General features: G+C 48.2%; 12 protein-coding genes and 1 pseudogene. 7 read left to right on the top strand and 6 right to left on the bottom strand.

Annotated features, from left to right (window positions below):
• Positions 1-120 precede the first annotated feature (120 nt).
• Positions 121-1,902, top strand: coding sequence for a phosphotransferase (locus tag EJL91_RS16975; protein ID WP_125143145.1), 1,782 nt, complete (start codon positions 121-123; stop codon positions 1,900-1,902).
• A 363-nt stretch (positions 1,903-2,265) separates the two neighbouring features.
• Positions 2,266-4,467, top strand: a complete 2,202-nt coding sequence (locus EJL91_RS16970; RefSeq protein WP_125143144.1) for a GH25 family lysozyme — start codon at positions 2,266-2,268, stop codon at positions 4,465-4,467.
• 388 nt (positions 4,468-4,855) lie between these two features.
• Here EJL91_RS16970 and EJL91_RS16965 read toward each other — a convergent pair whose 3' ends face one another.
• The 3 genes from EJL91_RS16965 to thrC form a co-directional block, all read right to left on the bottom strand.
• The gene (locus EJL91_RS16965; protein ID WP_125143143.1) at positions 4,856-6,973 is read right to left on the bottom strand and encodes a glutamine synthetase III family protein; all 2,118 of its coding nucleotides are present in this window, start codon (positions 6,971-6,973) and stop codon (positions 4,856-4,858) included.
• 238 nt (positions 6,974-7,211) lie between these two features.
• Positions 7,212-8,075 carry a class II fructose-1,6-bisphosphate aldolase gene (fba, locus tag EJL91_RS16960; protein ID WP_125143142.1) on the bottom strand — a complete coding sequence of 288 codons (864 nt, stop codon included), beginning with the start codon at positions 8,073-8,075 and terminating at the stop codon, positions 7,212-7,214.
• Positions 8,076-8,220: 145 nt separating this feature from the next.
• The gene (gene thrC, locus EJL91_RS16955) at positions 8,221-9,705 is read right to left on the bottom strand and encodes a threonine synthase (RefSeq protein ID WP_125143141.1); all 1,485 of its coding nucleotides are present in this window, start codon (positions 9,703-9,705) and stop codon (positions 8,221-8,223) included.
• A gap of 294 nt (positions 9,706-9,999) precedes the next feature.
• Between thrC and sfsA the strand changes: the two genes are divergently transcribed.
• The 3 genes from sfsA to EJL91_RS16940 all read left to right on the top strand — a co-directional run bounded on the left by sfsA (position 10,000) and on the right by EJL91_RS16940 (position 12,544).
• Entirely contained in the window at positions 10,000-10,710 is a 711-nt protein-coding gene (gene sfsA / locus EJL91_RS16950) for a DNA/RNA nuclease SfsA (protein WP_125143140.1), read from the top strand.
• Between the two features lie 299 nt (positions 10,711-11,009).
• Positions 11,010-11,267 (top strand): FeoA family protein, encoded by a 258-nt coding sequence (locus EJL91_RS16945; RefSeq protein ID WP_341467022.1) that lies wholly within the window; start codon positions 11,010-11,012, stop codon positions 11,265-11,267.
• The gene (locus tag EJL91_RS16940; protein WP_125143139.1) at positions 11,264-12,544 is read left to right on the top strand and encodes a FeoB small GTPase domain-containing protein; all 1,281 of its coding nucleotides are present in this window, start codon (positions 11,264-11,266) and stop codon (positions 12,542-12,544) included. Before EJL91_RS16945 ends, EJL91_RS16940 begins: the two co-directional genes overlap by 4 nt.
• Positions 12,545-12,572: 28 nt before the next feature.
• Here the strand turns inward: EJL91_RS16940 and EJL91_RS16935 are convergent, their stop codons facing one another.
• Entirely contained in the window at positions 12,573-14,084 is a 1,512-nt protein-coding gene (locus EJL91_RS16935; RefSeq protein ID WP_243125422.1) for a tetratricopeptide repeat protein, read from the bottom strand.
• A gap of 225 nt (positions 14,085-14,309) precedes the next feature.
• On the opposite strand from EJL91_RS16935, the gene EJL91_RS16930 reads away from it, so the two are divergent.
• Both EJL91_RS16930 and EJL91_RS16925 read left to right on the top strand, forming a co-directional pair.
• Entirely contained in the window at positions 14,310-15,275 is a 966-nt protein-coding gene (locus tag EJL91_RS16930) for a recombinase family protein (RefSeq protein WP_125143138.1), read from the top strand.
• A gap of 6 nt (positions 15,276-15,281) precedes the next feature.
• A pseudogene (locus tag EJL91_RS16925) lies at positions 15,282-16,121 on the top strand (nucleoside recognition domain-containing protein); the annotation flags it as partial.
• A gap of 159 nt (positions 16,122-16,280) precedes the next feature.
• Here EJL91_RS16925 and EJL91_RS16920 read toward each other — a convergent pair.
• On the bottom strand, positions 16,281-17,156 hold the full coding sequence (locus EJL91_RS16920) for a TPM domain-containing protein (RefSeq protein WP_125143136.1): 876 nt from the start codon (positions 17,154-17,156) through the stop codon (positions 16,281-16,283).
• Positions 17,153-18,235, bottom strand: coding sequence for a TFIIB-type zinc ribbon-containing protein (locus EJL91_RS16915; RefSeq protein ID WP_125143135.1), 1,083 nt, complete (start codon positions 18,233-18,235; stop codon positions 17,153-17,155). The genes EJL91_RS16920 and EJL91_RS16915 overlap by 4 nt, the downstream gene beginning before the upstream one ends.
• Positions 18,236-18,249 lie beyond the last annotated feature (14 nt).

The raw sequence follows: 18,249 nt of genomic DNA, 5'->3' as shown, positions 1-18,249 counted from the left end.
CAAAATTGCATTTTTGAACATTTTATCAAAATGTCGTTTTTTAAATATATGTAATAACCCGCTTAATTTCTACAATTCATTATACCACACATTATCATACATTAAAACGGAGGTTCCACCATGGATCGATATGGATTAATATGCAGAAGCATTTATGAAGATTCTGATGTCACACAGAGAGAGTTATCCTCAATTCTGGGCGTTTCTCTCGGAAGTGTTAATAAACTGGTCAGCGACTGCATCAACGACGGCCTGATTCAGAACCGTTCTGAACACGGTAAATACAGCTTAACCAAAAAAGGAATGGACTATCTGGAGCAGTACCGTGTGGACGGCGCCGTTATCACTGCGGCCGGATTCGGCTCACGCTTCGTACCTCTTTCCTTTGAAACACCAAAGGGACTTCTCGAAGTTTTTGGGGAAAGAATGATTGAACGCCAGATCCGCCAGCTCCATGAGGCGGGAATAACCGACATCACACTCGTAGTCGGTTATTTAAAGGAAAAGTTCGAATATTTGATTGATAAATATAATGTAAAGCTTTTTTATAACCCCGAGTACACTTCCAAAGGCACCCTTGCTACGGTCTATCAGGCCAGGGAGTTTTTCCGCGGCAGGAATATGTATCTTCTTGTCTCCGACAACTGGATTCGTAACAACATGTTCCACACTTACGAGTGCGGCTCCTGGTATTCAGCCGTTTATATGGAAGGAAACACATCCGAGTGGTGCCTCGGCGCCAACAAAAAAGGGAAAGTTACCTCCGTTGTTGTAGGAGGACAGGACTCCTGGGTTATGTATGGACCGGCTTTTATGTCCAAAAACTTTTCCGATTCCTTCATACCGCTGTTGGAGGCCGACTATAATCGGCCCGGAACTGAACAGTGCTACTGGGAACAGGTTTTACTGAACCATATTGATAAGCTTGATTTTTACATGAACTGTCAGCCTGAAGATCAGGTATATGAATTTGAAAACCTGGAAGAGCTTCGTCAATTTGATCCCAAATACAGAAACCATTCAGACAATGAAGCAATGCGCCTCGTTTCCCAGGTATTCCAGGTAAAGGAATCTGCAATCAGCAACATCCGCTGTCTCAAATCCGGAATGACCAACAAATCTTTCCTGTTTGAAGTTAATAATGAACATTATATCTGCCGCATTCCCGGTCCCGGCACAGAACTGCTCATCAACCGCAAAGAAGAACAGGCCTCCTATCATGCGGTTGAACCTCTTAATATAACGGAACATATTATTTATTTTGATGGTGAAAACGGATATAAGATTGCAAAGTTTTATGAGGGGTCCAGAAATGCAAATGCAAAAAACTGGGATGACATTGCCGCCTGTATGGCCGTTCTGCGCAAACTGCATCAATCCAACCTGAAGGTTGAGCATCGTTTTAACCTCAGAGAACGGATTAATTTTTATGAAGCGCTCTGCCATCACCATGAACTGCTGCTATTTGAAGACTATAATGAAGTCAGAGGCTGGATGAATACGCTGTTAGATCGTGTTGAGAAGTTTGACCGGCCATGCTGCCTCTCCCACATCGACTCAGTTGCCGATAATTTTCTTTTTCTTCCCGACGGTTCCGTCCGCCTGATTGACTGGGAGTATGCAGCCATGCACGATCCTCTGATTGATATTTCAATGTGCAGCATCTATTCCTACTACAATGAAGAAGAACTGGATCGTCTCCTGGAGCTCTACCTCGAGCGTGTCCCATCTCCCGAGGAGCGGATCGTCACTTACGCATATGCAGCTCTCGGCGGCTTTCTCTGGTGTCTCTGGGCGGTCTTTAAAAGTCTGGAAGGCGAGGAATTCGGCGAATATACGATTGTCATGTACCATTATGCAAAGCTGTATTACAAGAGAATATCCAGGCTCTTCCCAGCCTAAAACGCCATTTTTCCCCAATTGTAATAAATTATTTATAACTTCACTAGGTAAATATGGTATAATGTCCACAAAGTGGACATTATACCTCATAGTGTCGACAAAGTCGCCACTATGTAGAATTCATGGCATAACGCCATAAATTCTAGTCACCGCAGGAAGAACTGCCGTTTTCTGTGTTTACTACAGAAATTCAGGCGCTAAATTCCGTTTTACCAAAATTGCCAAAACCGGGTTAAATCATATAGGAACACCAGATTGGTTTTTCCGAATCCGGCAGAGGTTATAATAAATGCAGCAGATACAGTATCTGCCGGGAGCCTTTCCCGCAGGTTACCGTATGTTTTACACAGGAGGAGGAGTATTATGATACACAAGAAACGTATCCGGGCGCTGGGGCTTGCCTGTCTGATCGGGCTGATGAGTCTGGCCCCGGCATCAGAAAGTCTGGCCGCCGTTTCCTGGACTAAAAATAACGGCGTATATGTCGGCAGCGACGGCACTACCATTGCCGGAGTTGTAGCCAGAGGTATTGACGTTTCTCACTGGAAACAGGCTATTGACTGGACTGCCGTTGCAAATGACGACATCCAGTTTGTTATGCTCGGAACACGCTATGACAATGCAGTGGATCCTTTTTTTAAGACAAATGCAGATGCGGCAGCAGCGGCGGGCCTTAAAGTTGGGGCGTATATTTATTCTTATGCCACCACTACCGATATGGCGGTTCAAGAGGCTGATTTTGTCCTTGATCTGATCAAGGATTACCCGATTTCCTATCCTGTCGTATTTGATGTGGAAGCTTCGGTTATGAGTACGCTTACACCGTCCCAGCTCAGTGACATTATCAATGCTTTCTGTAAAAAGGTAAAAGATGCCGGCTATTATCCGATGCTCTATGCCAATGACTACTGGCTTACCAATAAGATTGACATGAGCAAAGTCACATACGACGTATGGGTTGCCCGCTATGAAACAAAACATACATATAATAAGGCCTCCATGTGGCAGGCCACAAACCAGGGAACGATAGCCGGTATTTCCGGCGATGTGGACATTAACTTTGCGTACAAAGATTTTTCCACCGCAATCCCTGCCAAGCAGTGGCGCCAGATTAACAACAACTGGTATTACTATTCCGATTATAAGAAACAGACGGGATGGATCAATGACGGGAACGGCTGGTACTACATGAAGGAGGATGGAACGCAGCATAAGGGCTGGCTCCATATTGACGACAAATATTTCTACCTGAACGACAATACGGGTAAGATGATAACCGGATGGCGCAAAGATTCCTCCACCTCCAAATGGTATTATTTTAAATCGGATGGAGCGATGGCGACAGGATGGATACAGGACAATAATAAGTGGTTCTACCTGAATAACGACGGAACAATGGTTACCGAATGGCTGAAAGTAGGAAATGACACCTACTATTACCTCAAGAGTGACGGCTCCATGGCCAAGGGATGGTATCAGATTGACAATGCATGGTACTATTTCAATCCTACCGGTGAACTGCTCCGGGGATGGACCGATATTGAAGGGGCCCGTTATCTTCTTGCTAATGACGGTAAGATGTATACCGGATGGCAGCAGATTGACAATAACTGGTATTATTTCGGAACCGACGGCAAGCTGCGCACCGGATGGCAGAAAGTGGACAACGCCTGGTACTATCTGGACAATAGCGGACGGATGTTGTCGGGCTGGCAGCAGATTGACGGTGAATACTACTATCTGCATGAAGGAAAGATGCTGAGCGGCTGGCTGAGCGACAGCAACGGCAGCAAATATTACATGAGCACCAACTCCGGACGAATGACAAGAGGATGGAGAAAAATCGACGGTTCTTGGTTCTATTTTAATCAAAACGGCCATATGCAGACGGGATGGATTAACCTCTCCGGCAAATATTATTATCTTGATCCGGAAACTGGTAAAATGACAGAGAATGTTTCCCGTGTGATTGACAACGTAAACTACACCTTTGATCAAAATGGTGTGTGTCAGAATGAAACAAACAATATGAGTGGACTCGCAGACAGTTCATTTAACCTGGATGACCTGAAAAATTCTTCAGGCTCCCAGAATTCCAACCAGACGAACAATTCCACCCAATCTCCGGGAGGGACTGCCGGGAACAGCAGTTCTCCATCGGGCAGTTCAGGAAACAGCGGCTCGCCGTCCGGTTCCTCGGGCAGCTCTTCCGGCGGACCGACGGGTAATGTGACGAATGCAGGTTCTTCTTCCGGCAATGGCAGCAATGTAGTTGCACCCGGCAGTTCTTCCTCGCCGGGTGGTTCTTCTGGTTCAGGAAGTTCCTCCGCACCGGGCGGTTCTTCCAGCTCAGGAAGTTCCTCCGCACCGGGCGGTTCTTCCAATTCCGGAAACTCCTCTGCACCGGGCGGTTCTTCCAGCTCAGGAAACTCTTCCGCGCCAGGGGGATCTTCTTCGGGAAGTAACAGCTCGACGCCTCCTGGCAGTTCAGGCTCCTCCGGTTCTTCAGGATCCGGCAGCAGCGGAGGACTCCGCCCCGGTCTGACCACTGGCCCAGGACGATAACGCCCAGATCCTTCATACTGCAAAGCAGTCTAACAGTAAAGCAATACAACAGCAAAGCAATACAACAGTAAGGCAATGTACGGGAAACAATATACAGCAAGGTCGTACACAGTAAATAAATATGCGGCAAAGCAACAAAACAGCAAAGCAATATGCGGTAAAGTCGTACAACACTAACATATAAGATGGTAAAAAACAGGGACTGTTTCAGTGATTCATCACCGGAAACAATCCCTGTTTTTTATAATACCATACTTCTAAACACTCCCCCTGATATCTAATATATCCTTATATATCGCATATACCATATATCAAATATCACATATCATATAACCGAATAATATGCTGCTCCCTTTATCTCATTTATCCAATCCAGCTTTTATACAGTCTACACCTCAAATATCAAATCCCCATAACTCGGGAACGGCCAGAGTTCTTTATCCACAATCATCTCCAGCTTATCCGCCGGTATTCTGAGTTCTTTCATTGCTGCGGTCACCTTCTCCAGGCAGTAATAGGCCCTTTCTTTGCTGTTCGGAATCGCCATTGCCGCCTTCGCCTCATTTTCAAGGGCAGAAAGCGCCACCTTCATCTCAGACAAAAGAGCCGATGTTTCTAAAATCAGTTCTTTCTGAACACTGACATCTGCTTCCGGGCAGGCATCCCTGACAGCGGAAAGTGATTTTGCAAGCTGCGTCGTATATTCTACCACAGCAGGGATAATCTGCTTTCCGGCCATGTCAATCATGGTTTTTGCCTCTATATTGATTGTCTTTGCATAGGATTCATACTCTATTTCAGCCCTGGATTCCAGTTCTGCCTTCGTATAAACACTGAAGTGCTCAAACAGTTCGACCGCCTTATCGGTAATCAAAGCCGAAACAGAATCAATCCCCGCTCTCAGATTCGGAAGTCCCCTGCTCTCCGCTTCCTTAACCCACTCCTCGGAGTAACCGTTTCCGCTGAAAATAATCCTTCTGTGCTCCGCGAACAGTTTTTTAATCATATCATGGACCGCCATATCAAAATCGTCCGCTTTTTCCAGCTGGTCCGCTGCCTCCTTAAATGCCTCCGCTACAATCGTGTTTAAAACAACATTCGGGGAGGACACGGAATCTGAGGAACCTACCATACGGAACTCAAATTTATTACCCGTAAAGGCAAACGGTGACGTCCTGTTGCGGTCCGTGGCATCCTTGGCAAAATCAGGAAGGGTGGCAACGCCTGTTTTCAGCACACCGCCCTGCTTGGAATGCGCCGCAGAACCGGTACTGCAGAGCTGGTCAATTACATCTTCCAACTGCTCACCAAGGAAAATGGAGATGATCGCAGGGGGAGCTTCGGCCGCTCCCAGACGCTGATCGTTGCCCGGCACTGCTGTTGACTCTCTAAGCAAATCGGCATGGACGTCCACCGCTTTCATGATGCAGGCCAGAACCAGAAGGAACTGGATATTCTCATGCGGTGTTTCGCCGGGATTCATCATGTTAATTCCGTCATCGGTGGTCAGGGACCAGTTGTTATGTTTACCGGAACCGTTGATACCCGCAAATGGTTTTTCATGAAGAAGGCAGGTAAGACCGTGATGGCCGGCAATCCTCTTTAAGGCCTCCATCATCATCTGGTTATGGTCGACCGCAACATTCACCTGTGTATAAACAGGAGCCAGTTCATGCTGGGCCGGAGCGGCCTCATTGTGCTGTGTCTTAGCGCAGACGCCGAGATGCCACATTTCCTCATTCACTTCTTTCATAAAAGCGCCGACACGCGGACGGATGCTTCCAAAATAATGGTCATCCATCTCCTGCCCTTTCGGCGGCATAGCGCCAAACAGAGTCCTGTTTGCGTAAATCAGATCTTTCCTCTGTAAATATTTCTCTTTATCAATCAGAAAATACTCCTGCTCCGGTCCGACATACGGAATAACACGTTTTGAAGTGGTATTCCCGAACAGGCGGATAATGCGCAGGGACTGTTCGTTGATCGCCTGCATGGAACGCAGCAGCGGCGTCTTCTTGTCAAGAGCTTCGCCCCTGTAGGAACAGAAAGCCGTCGGTATGTAGAGAGTCACGCCCCAGGTATCCTCCCGCAAAAAGGCAGGGGAAGTGCAGTCCCAGGTTGTATATCCTCTGGCCTCAAAGGTGGAACGGAGTCCCCCTGATGGAAAAGAAGACGCATCCGGTTCTCCCTTAATCAGCTCCTTACCGGAAAATTCCATAATCACGCGGCCCGCTGCATCCGGAACCGAAATAAAGGCATCGTGTTTCTCGGCCGTCACTCCGGTGAGCGGCTGGAACCAGTGGGAATAATGGGTCGCCCCTCTCTCGATCGCCCAGTCCTTCATTGCATGGGCCACCACATCCGCAATGGACGGATCCAGTTCCGTTCCGTCCTCTATGGTCTGCTTCAGCTTTTTATAAACGCTTTTCGGAAGTCGCTCTTTCATTGCAGTATCATTGAAAACGTTTTTTCCGAAAATTTCAGACACATTAATTAAGTCACTCATTATTTTCTCCCTTACTATGACGAAAAAGTATAATCCGCGGAATTTCCCTCGGGGCGCGGCCTCCGGGATTCTTATTCTGCGGATTTCTCATCAAAATCTAAAAACAGAGCCGGCCTGTAAGTAATATTCTTTCGAAATGCCGAAACTTTATTACCTGCAGGCCGGCTCTAAACAATGACAAACAAGTCTAAAAACTCACTTGCCACCGTCATCGGTTAAACTCCGTTTTAAATTACAATCAGGCTTTGCCGACAGAACCGAACAGTTCCATCTTAGTCTTAACTGTTTCCTTGATTGCTGCTGTACCAGGAGCAAGAAGTTTACGCGGGTCAAAGCCCTTGCCTTCCAGATCCTTGCCTGCTTCGATGTATTTACGTGTTGCATCTGCAAAAGCAAGCTGGCACTCTGTATTAACATTAATCTTTGCTACGCCAAGGGAAATTGCTCTCTTGATCATATCTTCCGGGATACCGGTGCCGCCATGGAGAACTAACGGCATTTCACCCGTCTTATTCTTTACGGCTTCCAGGGTCTCAAAGCTGAGTCCCGGCCAGTTTGCCGGATATTTGCCGTGGATATTGCCGATTCCCGCTGCCAGCATATCTACGCCGAGATCTGCAATTGCTTTACATTCATCGGGATCTGCGCACTCGCCCATTCCTACGACGCCGTCTTCTTCGCCGCCGATGGAACCAACCTCTGCCTCAAGTGATAAACCTTTTTCAGCACAGATGCGAACGAGTTCTTTTGTCTTCTCAACGTTCTCGTCGATTGGATAATGAGAGCCGTCGAACATGATAGAGGAGAAACCTGCCTCGATACATTTCATGCAGCCGTCATAAGTACCATGGTCTAAGTGGATTGCTACCGGAACTGTAATCTTAAGTTCATCGATCATTGCCTTCACCATATCAGCAACCGTCTTAAATCCGGCCATGTATTTGCCGGCTCCCTCAGATACGCCCAGGATAACCGGTGAATTCTGTTCCTGTGCGGTCTGTAATACTGCCTTTGTCCATTCCAGGTTGTTGATATTAAACTGCCCAACTGCGTAGTGGCCTTCTTTTGCCTTCTGAAGCATGTCCTTTGCGTTTACTAACATATTACGAACCTCCTTGTCGCTTTTCTCACTTACATTCTTTTATTATATACCATATTTATGGTTTTGGGAAGACTGTTAAAAAATTAGCACATTTTTTTCGTAACGCTCCAACCGAACGTTAATCCGTAACATTTCTTCATCCCTTCTATTTCAGAATGTCAGCCACCGTGCTCTTCATCGTCTCGGATGTGCACTGTATATTATGGCGGATTTCAGCATTTCTAATCTCCTCAATAGCAGCCGGAACTGCAACTCCGGAGGCTTTCTCCATCTCGTCGATCAGCTCAAACTCATCCTTGCCCTCTTCGCTTCCGAAGATTGCTTCCATAACGCTTCTGGAGAACTTATATGGGCTGGCCGTGGAGGCAATTACGGTTTTGGCCGTATCATTTGTTTCTTTTACATACTTTCTATATACGCAGGAAGCGACGCCCGTATGCGTGTCAATCATATAACCGGTCTCATCATAAAGACGTTTAATCTCGGCGGCGTTCTCTTCCTGTGTTGCAAAGCCTCCGAAGAAATCGCACATTCTCTCTCTCATATCAGGAGTAACCGTGTATTTTCCGTCTCTTACGAGTTCTTCCATCAGTCCCTTTGTCTTTGCAGCGTCACAGCCGGTGGAAAGATAAATCAGTCTCTCCAGGTTACTGGAAATAAGGATATCCATGGACGGCGATGAGGTCAGGATAAACTCCCTCTTTCTGTCATAGATACCGGTCTGGAAGAAATCATATAACACTTTATTGTCGTTGGACGCGCAGATCAGTCTGTCAACCGGAAGACCCATCTGTTTCGCAAAATAAGCGGCCAGAATGTTTCCGAAATTGCCGGTCGGTACGGTAATATTGATCTTCTCGCCTTCGGAAATCTCGCCGTTGTCAAGCAGTTTTACATAGGCATAAACATAGTAAACAATCTGCGGTACAAGACGTCCGATATTGATCGAGTTTGCGGAGGAGAGCTGGTATCCCTTTGCGGCTAGTTCCTTTCCAAACTCTCTATCATTAAATATCTTCTTAACGCCGTTCTGGGCGTCATCGAAGTTTCCGTCGATTCCCACAACGCTTGTATTATCACCTTTCTGTGTAAGCATCTGCAGTTCCTGCACGCGGCTTACGCCATCCTTCGGATAAAATACGATAATCTTCGTCCCTTCCACGTCCGCAAAACCGGCCATGGCTGCCTTACCGGTGTCTCCGGAGGTTGCGGTCAGGATTACAATTGTGTTGTCAATTTTATTCTTTCTGGCTGATACCGTCATCAGGCGGGGAAGAATCGAGAGCGCCATATCCTTAAATGCAATTGTGTTCCCGTGGAACAGTTCAAGGTAATATGCTCCGTCTGCCTTTACGAGAGGGGCAATCTCTTCTGTGTCAAATTTACTGTCATAGGCACGGTTAATACAGTCCTTCAGTTCCTCTTCCGTAAAATCTGAAAGAAATAATTTCATCACCTCATAAGCGACTTCCTGGTAGCTCATCTTTGCCAGTTCTGCAAAAGAACGGTCAAATGCAGGAACCTCATCCGGCATAAAAAGACCGCCGTCCTCTGCAAGTCCTTTCAGGATCGCCTGTGATGCCGTAACATTTTTTTCACCGCCGCGGGTACTGCTATAGTAGATTGCCATGATTTTCATCCTCTCTTTATTTAATGATTCAGCCTCTTTATTGTCCTGTCTTTATGCCCTCCGGAATTGAAAAAAGCCTTGTATCTCCCTATATTCCGAGGGTATCCTGGTTAAGAATTTTACCATACTTTGGTTGTTAGTGCAAGAAGAATCGTGGGGCGGGAAACAGGGGGAAATGAGCATGCCCTTAAATCATGGAATCATTCCGTAATTGCAATACAATGCCTGTATGCAGTATAATAGAAATACTTCTATAAGAAGTTTACTGCAGGAAAGGCAATGGTGTATCTTATTATGCAATATGAACATATCGTAACTGGAACATTTTTAAAGAGACCCAACAGGTTTATTGCCCATGTAATGATCGATGGCAGGGAAGAAGTCTGCCATGTTAAGAATACGGGGAGGCTCAGGGAGTTTTTAGTTCCCGGGGCGGAACTTCTTGTGGAGTTTCATCCGGATGCTGCGGCTCTGGGAAGGAAAACCGCTTTCTCTGTTATCGGCGTTTATAAGGAGAACGCGGGGTACAACCATGAACGCCTTCTTATCAATATGGATTCACAGGCACCCAACCAGGCCGCCGCGGAATGGCTGAATGAAGGAGGACTTTCCTTAGAAGTAACGGAGGTGAAAAGAGAGGTTACATATCATGAATCCCGTTTTGATCTGGCATTTAAACAAGGGGGATGTCCATCGTTTATGGAAGTAAAGGGGGTTACGCTGGAACACGACGGCGCCGCTATGTTTCCTGATGCACCGACCGAACGCGGAGTTAAACATATTATGGAACTCAGGGACGCCGCCATGGAGGGATATCATGCCTATATTCTTTTTGTCATTCAGATGAAGGGAATTCTTTCTTTTTCTCCCAACAGGGCCACCCATCCGGAATTCGCGGATGCGCTTAAACTGGCATCGGAATCCGGCGTCCATATTCTTGCCCGCGACTGTATTATAACAAAACAGGAAATGAAAATTGATATGCCGGTGAAAGTGATAATCTAAAGCGTGTTTGAAAATTGCTCTAATCCGGCGCAGACGGAGAGTCCCGCAAACGGGATTCTTTTTTTGCTGCCGTTCAGTCCGTTCTATCGTTCACGGAAAGAACCGGCATTTTCCCATACGATTCTTCATGGGCGGGCGGCGTAAAACGCCCCCGCCGCCTGTTTCTTTTCATTGCTAAACATCAGGTTTTTTTCCATATAAAGTTATATTTAAACAGCATTTATTTTTTCTGTGCCAGGCACTTCTGCCTGACCGTTCACATATCTAATAATAAAGCTATCATTCTGTGATGTGAGACCATGTTATATCCCCTAAGTAAAATGTCCATTGGGCAAACCTCTGTAATTTGCTGGCTGTCAGATAATAAATCCATTACCGGAAGACTTCTCGATCTCGGTTTTGAGCCTGGTACCTCAGTTACCTGTATCTTACGAAAGTGCGACGGCGAACTATCTGCATTTCTTATTAAAGGTGCTGTCATCGCCCTTCGGCGCGAAGACGCCGATCTGATTTTTATCAAAGAAAACGAAACGGAAACGGAGGAACCCCATCTATGAATCAAAACAGCCCTTTTACAATAGCCCTGGCCGGAACCCCCAATGTGGGAAAGAGTACCATTTTCAACGCCCTGACAAAAATGCACCAGCACACCGGAAACTGGTCCGGAAAGACAGTTGCCTGCTGCAGCGGCCAGTTCCACTATAAAGATATGTCCAGCCTGGTTGTCGACCTGCCCGGAACCTATTCCCTGCGAACCCATTCAGAGGAAGAAGAAATCGCCAGAGAATATATTGTCTCCGGCGGTCCCGATTTACTGCTGGTTGTCTGCGACGCAACCTGTACCGAGCGCGGCCTGCGTCTTTTAAAGCAAATCCGTGACCTGGAAGATTCCCTGCTGACCCGTGTCATCCTGTGTGTAAACCTCTGTGATGAGGCCGCTAAAAAGGGTATCGAGCTGAATTTTGAACTGCTGTCGGAAAAACTGAACATACCCGTGATTCCCTGCACCGCCAGAGACCGCCATGGGTTGGATCGATTGAAAGAGGAAATATACGGAATCTGTAAAGATAACGGAAGGCTGAAACCTGAAAACCAGGCTCAACCGGAGAGCGGCGAAATGGACTACCATAGCTCTTCCGCCTTTCAGATGTGCCGCTGCTGCCAGCAGAGCTGCGGTGATGAGCCGGAAGGTATGTCTGATTTTTCCTTTCCCTGCGATTCCTGTCCCTGCTGCGGTTTATGTTCATCCGGTGTCTATTCCTACTCTGGTGAGACCGACGGGAATGGCAAAACCGCTGATTCGGAAAATGATAACACCGGCGGGAACGAAGCCTCCAAGCGCTCCCTGAGGGAGCTGATTCCCGACTTCTCCCCCGCCTCCCTGGCCGCTCAGGCCGTAACCTATAAAAACCCGGCTTACCTGAAGCGGCAGGAACGGATCGACCGCCTGATTACCGGCCGGTTTACCGGCTCTCTTATTATGATCGCCCTGCTGCTTGCCATATTCTGGCTTACGATCACCGGCGCCAATTACCCGTCTTCCTTCCTGTGGGATCAGTTCTTCCGCCTGGAAACCTGGCTGGCCGCAGCTCTCACAAGCGCAGGCGCCCCGGAATGGATTATCAGTTCCATGATTTACGGTGTTTTCAGGGTTGTTGCATGGGTTGTATCCGTCATGCTCCCCCCGATGGCTATCTTCTTTCCGCTCTTTACCCTGCTTGAAGACTTGGGCTATCTGCCTAGGGCTGCCTTCAACATGGATTGCGCCTTTAAAAAATGTAAAGCCTGCGGTAAGCAGTGCCTTACCATGTGCTTAGTCAATGCCGCCCAATGAATCTGTCATGCTCCATACAATTCTTCACCTAATATATCACTTTCCATTTTCCAAACAGGCTCTTCTTAAAATGAGAAAATCTGCGTCCGGCGCTCTCATTTCCCATCTCTATCGCACGCTGGTAATAGTCAGCCGCTTTCTCCAAGTCCTCCGGGGATTCATTTTTTCTCTCATAGAGGTAACCCAGCTCATAAAAGGCATAGCCGTCGCACTCTGTTTCGGCCGCCTTCTCAAAAAGCTCCCTGGCTCTCTCCTCGTCGGCCTCGCATCCCTGGCCTTTCATGTACAGAAACGCCAGCTTGGAATAGGACTGCAGGGTTCCCATCTGATGGCATTGGTTCAGCCAGTAAAATGCCTTCTCATAGTCCGCGTCGAGACCTTCCCCGCCCTGAAAATAAAGGCCGCCCAGTATCTCCATGCACTCGGCATTTCCGAGTTTCGCACCCTTCTCATACCAGGTAACCGCCTCTTCCATATCGGGAGTTTGGCAGATTCCGTCCCTGCTCATATTCCCCAGGGCAAGACTTGCAAAACCGTCCGTCTCCGTCTCGGCCGCTTCCTTAAACAGTTTCTCGGCCGCCTGGAGATCCTGGATATCCGACGTTCTCAGATAAAGGTGGGCAAGGGGCAGAGCCGTCTCTTTCTGTCCTGCCGCATAGGCGCGGCTGTACCAGTAAAACGCCTTTCCATTATCGCGTTCCACCACCTCGTCACGGTAAAAGATATTGCCCAGTTCTGTATAGCTCTCCGGCTCCTGGCTGTTTGCCGCCTTCTCAAAAGCCTCCACCGCTTTCCCTATATCGCGTTCTGTTCCCTGGCCGTTCAAATACATCCGCCCCAGATGGAGATATGCCTTCAGCGCTCCCTGGCTGGCCGCCGCCCTGAAATACTGATACGCTGCCTCAGCGTTATCATGCTCCAGGTGATAAATCCCCATCCGGTACAGGCCCCAGGCGCTGCCAAGCGCGGCGCATCGGTCCGCCCATTCAAGAGCCTTCTCCTCATCCTTCGGTGTGTATTCTCCATTTAAATAGCATTTTCCGACCTTGACCATAGCAGTGACGATGCCGCTTTCCGCCGCCTGCTGGTACCATTTAAAACAGGTATCCCTCTTCTGCTCCTCACCCGGAAGCAAGTCAAAAATGGTCTCTCCCTCATAGGCCGTCGCGATCTGCAGGGCGGAAAACGGATCCCCCTGCTCTGCAGACTCAAGCACCTCTTTATAACTTTCCTCCAGCGTATGGAGGGAAGATTTCTTCATTTCTTCATCATAGTGGCCTGCCCTGACCGCTCCGAGTACACAGCGGAAGCTCCCGGCCTCAATGCCTCTCTTATAACATTCGTATGCCTTTTTCTCGTTGAATCCAACGGCGCCCTCTCCCCAGCCGTAGCAGTTTCCCAGGAAAAACCAGCCCTCCGGGTCACCCGCCCTGGCCGCTTCCTCGAGGTACTCAATCCCCTGGGGGAATAGTTCCTCATTGCACTGTTTCCATATCAGTTCAACGCCTTTTTCGCACAATCCTGTCATCAGTATTGCCATATCGATCAGTTCCTCTTTCTCTTAACATGTATCTTTTTGTGCCTTTATCCATTTTCACGTGCACGGCCCTGCCGCGTTTAAGCCATACCAGAGCCTGATTCTACAGGCTTATCATACTATTTTTACCCTCCGTAGACAACTGTTTTTATCTAATTTCATTTCTCTGTAATTGAAATTTAAGATTCCCGCATAAAATATCCTGACCACATTATAAAGAGGTTGTATATGTATCCATCTTTTTCTGAAGGTTCACTTCTGCCCGGAGCTATCTATCTGCGGCTTTCAAAAGATGATGAAGGTTCCGGGGAAAGTTTAAGCATTGTCAATCAGAGAAAAATGCTTCTGCGCTACGCCCATGAGCACCACCTTACTATTGTCCGCGAATATGTGGACGACGGCTACTCAGGCACTTCATTCGACCGTCCCGGTTTTTGCAGCATGATCGAGGATATTGAGAAAAAAGAAATCAGGCTGGTTCTCACTAAGGATCTGTCACGGCTCGGCAGGGATTACATTAAAACAGGAGAATATACGGAGTTATTCTTTCCATCCAGAGGCGTCCGCTTCATCGCTGTCGGAGACGGATATGACTCCGCCTATTCAAGTACCGATCTGATTCCGTTCCGTAACGTGGTAAACGAAATGTATGCCCGCGATATTTCGAGAAAAATCCGGGCATCTCTGCAGGTACGAATGGAGGAAGGTTCTTATATCGGTAACTTTGCCCCTTACGGCTACCGTAAATGCGGAAAGGAGCACCATCAGCTTATCCCCGACGACGAGACAGCGCCCATTGTACTGCGGCTTTTTCTCGAAGCGTCTTCGGGTGTTCTGCCCTCCGCGCTGGCCGGCGAATTAAACGCGGAACATATCCCCTGTCCTTCCCTCTACCGCTGTCTGAAACATCCCGGCCTGAACCCGGGCCATTACAGCAAAAGCGGCTTGTGGACGGCCAACACCATCATAAAAATACTGCACAATCCCGTGTACCTGGGCCATATGGTACAGGGAAAAACGAAGAAACTGTCCTTCAAAAGCAGGGCGTCTCTCACAGTTCCCTCCTGTGACCGGATAAAGGTTCCCGGCACGCATCCCCCCATTGTGACGGAAAAACTGTTTGCCCGGTGCAGCGAACAGCTGAAAAGCAGGGCAACCCGTAAAAAGGCACCGCCTTCTCAGGAGATGCGTTGACCACTCATGGCTATGGGCTTCGGCTGCAATGCCGCCGGCGTCGTCGGCTGCCGTATTATCGACTCTCCAAGAGAGAGGCTGATTGCCATCCTGACCAACTCCATGGTTCCCTGTAACGGCCGTTTTCCTACCCTTATCATGCTGATTACAATCTTTTTTATGGGAATCGGCTCAGAGAGCGGCGGAATTTTAGAATCCTTTACTACCGCGCTTGTCCTGACGGCATTCATCCTGCTCGGGGTTCTTGCCACTCTTTTATCATCCCTTCTGCTGTCCAAAACAGTGCTTAAAGGAATTCCATCCTCTTTTACTCTGGAACTGCCTCCCTACAGAAGGCCGCAAATCGGCAAGGTCATTGTCCGTTCCATTTTCGACAGGACCCTCTTTGTCCTCGGCCGCGCCGTTTGTGTGGCGGCTCCCGCAGGCCTTATAATCTGGATGACCGGAAACCTGTTTATCGACGGCCAGAGCCTCTTATCCCACATGTCCTCCTTCCTCGATCCGTTCGGGCGTTTCCTGGGAATGGACGGTATGATTCTGGTTGGATTCATACTGGGATTTCCGGCCAATGAAATTGTAGTTCCCATTATCCTGATGGGTTATCTGCAGACCGGCAGCCTGGTGGAGATGTCCGACCCATCCGCCCTGATGGGGCTCTTCGCCGCCCATGGATGGACCGTGAAAACCGCGGTGTGCATGGCTGTCTTCGCCCTGTTCCACTGGCCGTGTTCCACCACCTGCCTCACTGTAAAAAAGGAAACAGGAAGTATCCGCTGGACTGTCGTCTCATTCCTGCTGCCGACAGTGATCGGAATCATTCTCTGTTCCCTGATTAATCTTATATAACTATTCAGTATCTTCATAGTTACCGCTTCACGATGTACAGAAACAGCAGAAAGCGCTGTTTCGCGCTGGCTAAACTCGGAATTTTCATGCAAAAACACATGAAAACACCTCGCGGAATACTATCTTCTGAACAGTTAAAACCTTATATTCTATAGCCTCTCAAAATTTCCTTCCTCCGCCGCCGTGCATCCTTCCGCTGCTGCTTCTGTGAAGGGTCGTGCGGCCGGCTGAGGAGCCGGGACCCCGGCCGGAACCGGAATTTCCTGTATTCCTCGGGATTCTTCGCTGAGTAACCATCCTGTTTAAAAACAGGTCATTTACAAGCCGGTACTGAAATTCGCTGTTTCCCCTGTAAGAGAAACGGTAATTAAGAGCCTGCTTCTGCTCCTTTTTCATCTTGTACTGGTTGACTGTACTGATGCACGGCAGAGCGGCTGCTGTTCCGGCTGCCACAAATGCAAATACCACTTCATGCCATCTCAGGGACGGTCGGTAATCGCTTCGTATATAATCATGCTGATTTGCCGGAATACCGGCTTCCATATAACTGCTGATCTCTTTTAACGCCGCATACGAACATCCCGCATAATCTCCATCGGAGACGTAACCGTAAGCAGCGTCCAACACCTTTTCGATTCTCTCATCTGTCAGGTAATCGGCCATCCTTCCTAATGTGGAAACATGAATCTCCCGGTTGTCCATATCTATAACGAAGAGCGCCCCGCTGTGATCACTTCCCACGCCCAGGCCGTTTCTGTCATAAAAATCATCTGCAAGACGTTCCGTCGATTTTCCCCCCGCATCGTCCGTTGTCATGATTCCCAGCTCCATCTGCCACTCATCATGGAAAGAAGCAAGTGTTTGCTCCAACGCTTCTTTTTCCTCCTTATCGAACAGACCTCCGTTGTCAAAGACGCGCTGTTCTCCTGCGTAAGCTGGTCCCGGAGACGCAAGGACAATCAGGACAGATAAAACCGCTGCCAGGAATCCGGCACAGACAAATCTTAAATAATTGCCCGTATGGCTTGTTCTCATATCAGGTACCCTCCTATCAGAAGCAGGATCAGAACCGGGAAAAAGATAACGGCAAAAAGGCCCGCCAGTTTTCCATAGTCCACAGGCAGCGCTCCGCAGATTTTCCCGCTCTGGCCGTTCATCGCGAAATAGTACATTTTATCGTTCTTTTTATCCCTGTAAGTCAGGACCCACACGGGCAGAAGTGTGTAATTCCACTCCGAATCCACAATTTCTTCCCTGTGGTTTTTAATATTGACGCTGTCATAGGAGGAAATGCTGTTTTTCAAGGCATTAATTGCAAAATCACGCACTTCTGCCTCAAGTCCCTGTTTAAATTCATCCCTCTCCATATCACGCCGCTCGGCCTTAAATCCGGAAAGATACGCGGCCTGGAACGGTTTCAGCTTTTCCATGTCAAAGGGCAGAACATTCTCCGACAGTCTTCGGTCAGCCCGCTTCAGGGCATTCCGGGAAATGTTTTTAACGTCCATCTCCCCCTTTCTCTCGACCTGATACCGGCTGGTCTCCAGATACTCGATGCTCCCCGTCCTCGTTGTCCTGCGCTTAATTCCCTCCGCGTCGATCCATCCGTCCACTTTGCAGCTATAGAGCCAGTAGGGGTAATAAATCCCTTCCATCAGTTCTATCTGCCTCGGTGAATAGAAATCTCCCGGCACAAATCTTTTGCGTTTAATCCAGTCTTTGAAAATCTCCTCTGCCTTTTTCCGATCCATCTCAAAAGGAATAATATAATCCGGCTTATAAATACCTTCCAGCCTGCCTGAGAGCACCACCGGATTGTGGCAGTAATAGCAGAATGTGGCTGCCGTCGTCTCATCCGTGACGATCTCGGCTCCACAGCTTGGGCAGTGATAAAGAACCAATGGGGAAGCATCCTGTGAATTTTCCTCAGAACCTCCTGCCGGTTCTGCCGCGTCTTCCCGCTCCGCCGTCTCTGCCTCTTCCATGTCGGCCAGTCCTACCAGTTCTTCCTGTGTAAACTCGGACAGGCAGTATCCACATCTGAATTTCTGGGTTTTCGGTTCAAATACCAAACCGCCGTCACAGTTAGGGCATTTATACGTAATTGTATCCATCTTTTGTTTCACCT

Source organism: Clostridium transplantifaecale (assembly GCF_900626075.1).
GTDB classification, from domain to species: Bacteria; Bacillota; Clostridia; order Lachnospirales; family Lachnospiraceae; genus Otoolea; species Otoolea transplantifaecalis.
Note: the sequence above shows the minus strand (reverse complement) of the source record. Positions and strands in the feature narration are given on the sequence as shown.

What these genes read in the sequence shown, in the direction of transcription:
- fba (WP_125143142.1), bottom strand. Translation starts at nt 8,075, where the DNA reads ATGTTAGTAAACGCAAAGGACATGCTTCAGAAGGCAAAAGAAGGCCAC.
- EJL91_RS16945 (WP_341467022.1), top strand. Translation starts at nt 11,010, where the DNA reads ATGTTATATCCCCTAAGTAAAATGTCCATTGGGCAAACCTCTGTAATT.
- EJL91_RS16975 (WP_125143145.1), top strand. Translation starts at nt 121, where the DNA reads ATGGATCGATATGGATTAATATGCAGAAGCATTTATGAAGATTCTGAT.
- EJL91_RS16965 (WP_125143143.1), bottom strand. Translation starts at nt 6,973, where the DNA reads ATGAGTGACTTAATTAATGTGTCTGAAATTTTCGGAAAAAACGTTTTC.
- EJL91_RS16930 (WP_125143138.1), top strand. Translation starts at nt 14,310, where the DNA reads ATGTATCCATCTTTTTCTGAAGGTTCACTTCTGCCCGGAGCTATCTAT.
- EJL91_RS16935 (WP_243125422.1), bottom strand. Translation starts at nt 14,084, where the DNA reads ATGGCAATACTGATGACAGGATTGTGCGAAAAAGGCGTTGAACTGATA.
- EJL91_RS16970 (WP_125143144.1), top strand. Translation starts at nt 2,266, where the DNA reads ATGATACACAAGAAACGTATCCGGGCGCTGGGGCTTGCCTGTCTGATC.
- EJL91_RS16940 (WP_125143139.1), top strand. Translation starts at nt 11,264, where the DNA reads ATGAATCAAAACAGCCCTTTTACAATAGCCCTGGCCGGAACCCCCAAT.
- EJL91_RS16915 (WP_125143135.1), bottom strand. Translation starts at nt 18,235, where the DNA reads ATGGATACAATTACGTATAAATGCCCTAACTGTGACGGCGGTTTGGTA.
- thrC (WP_125143141.1), bottom strand. Translation starts at nt 9,705, where the DNA reads ATGGCAATCTACTATAGCAGTACCCGCGGCGGTGAAAAAAATGTTACG.
- sfsA (WP_125143140.1), top strand. Translation starts at nt 10,000, where the DNA reads ATGCAATATGAACATATCGTAACTGGAACATTTTTAAAGAGACCCAAC.
- EJL91_RS16920 (WP_125143136.1), bottom strand. Translation starts at nt 17,156, where the DNA reads ATGAGAACAAGCCATACGGGCAATTATTTAAGATTTGTCTGTGCCGGA.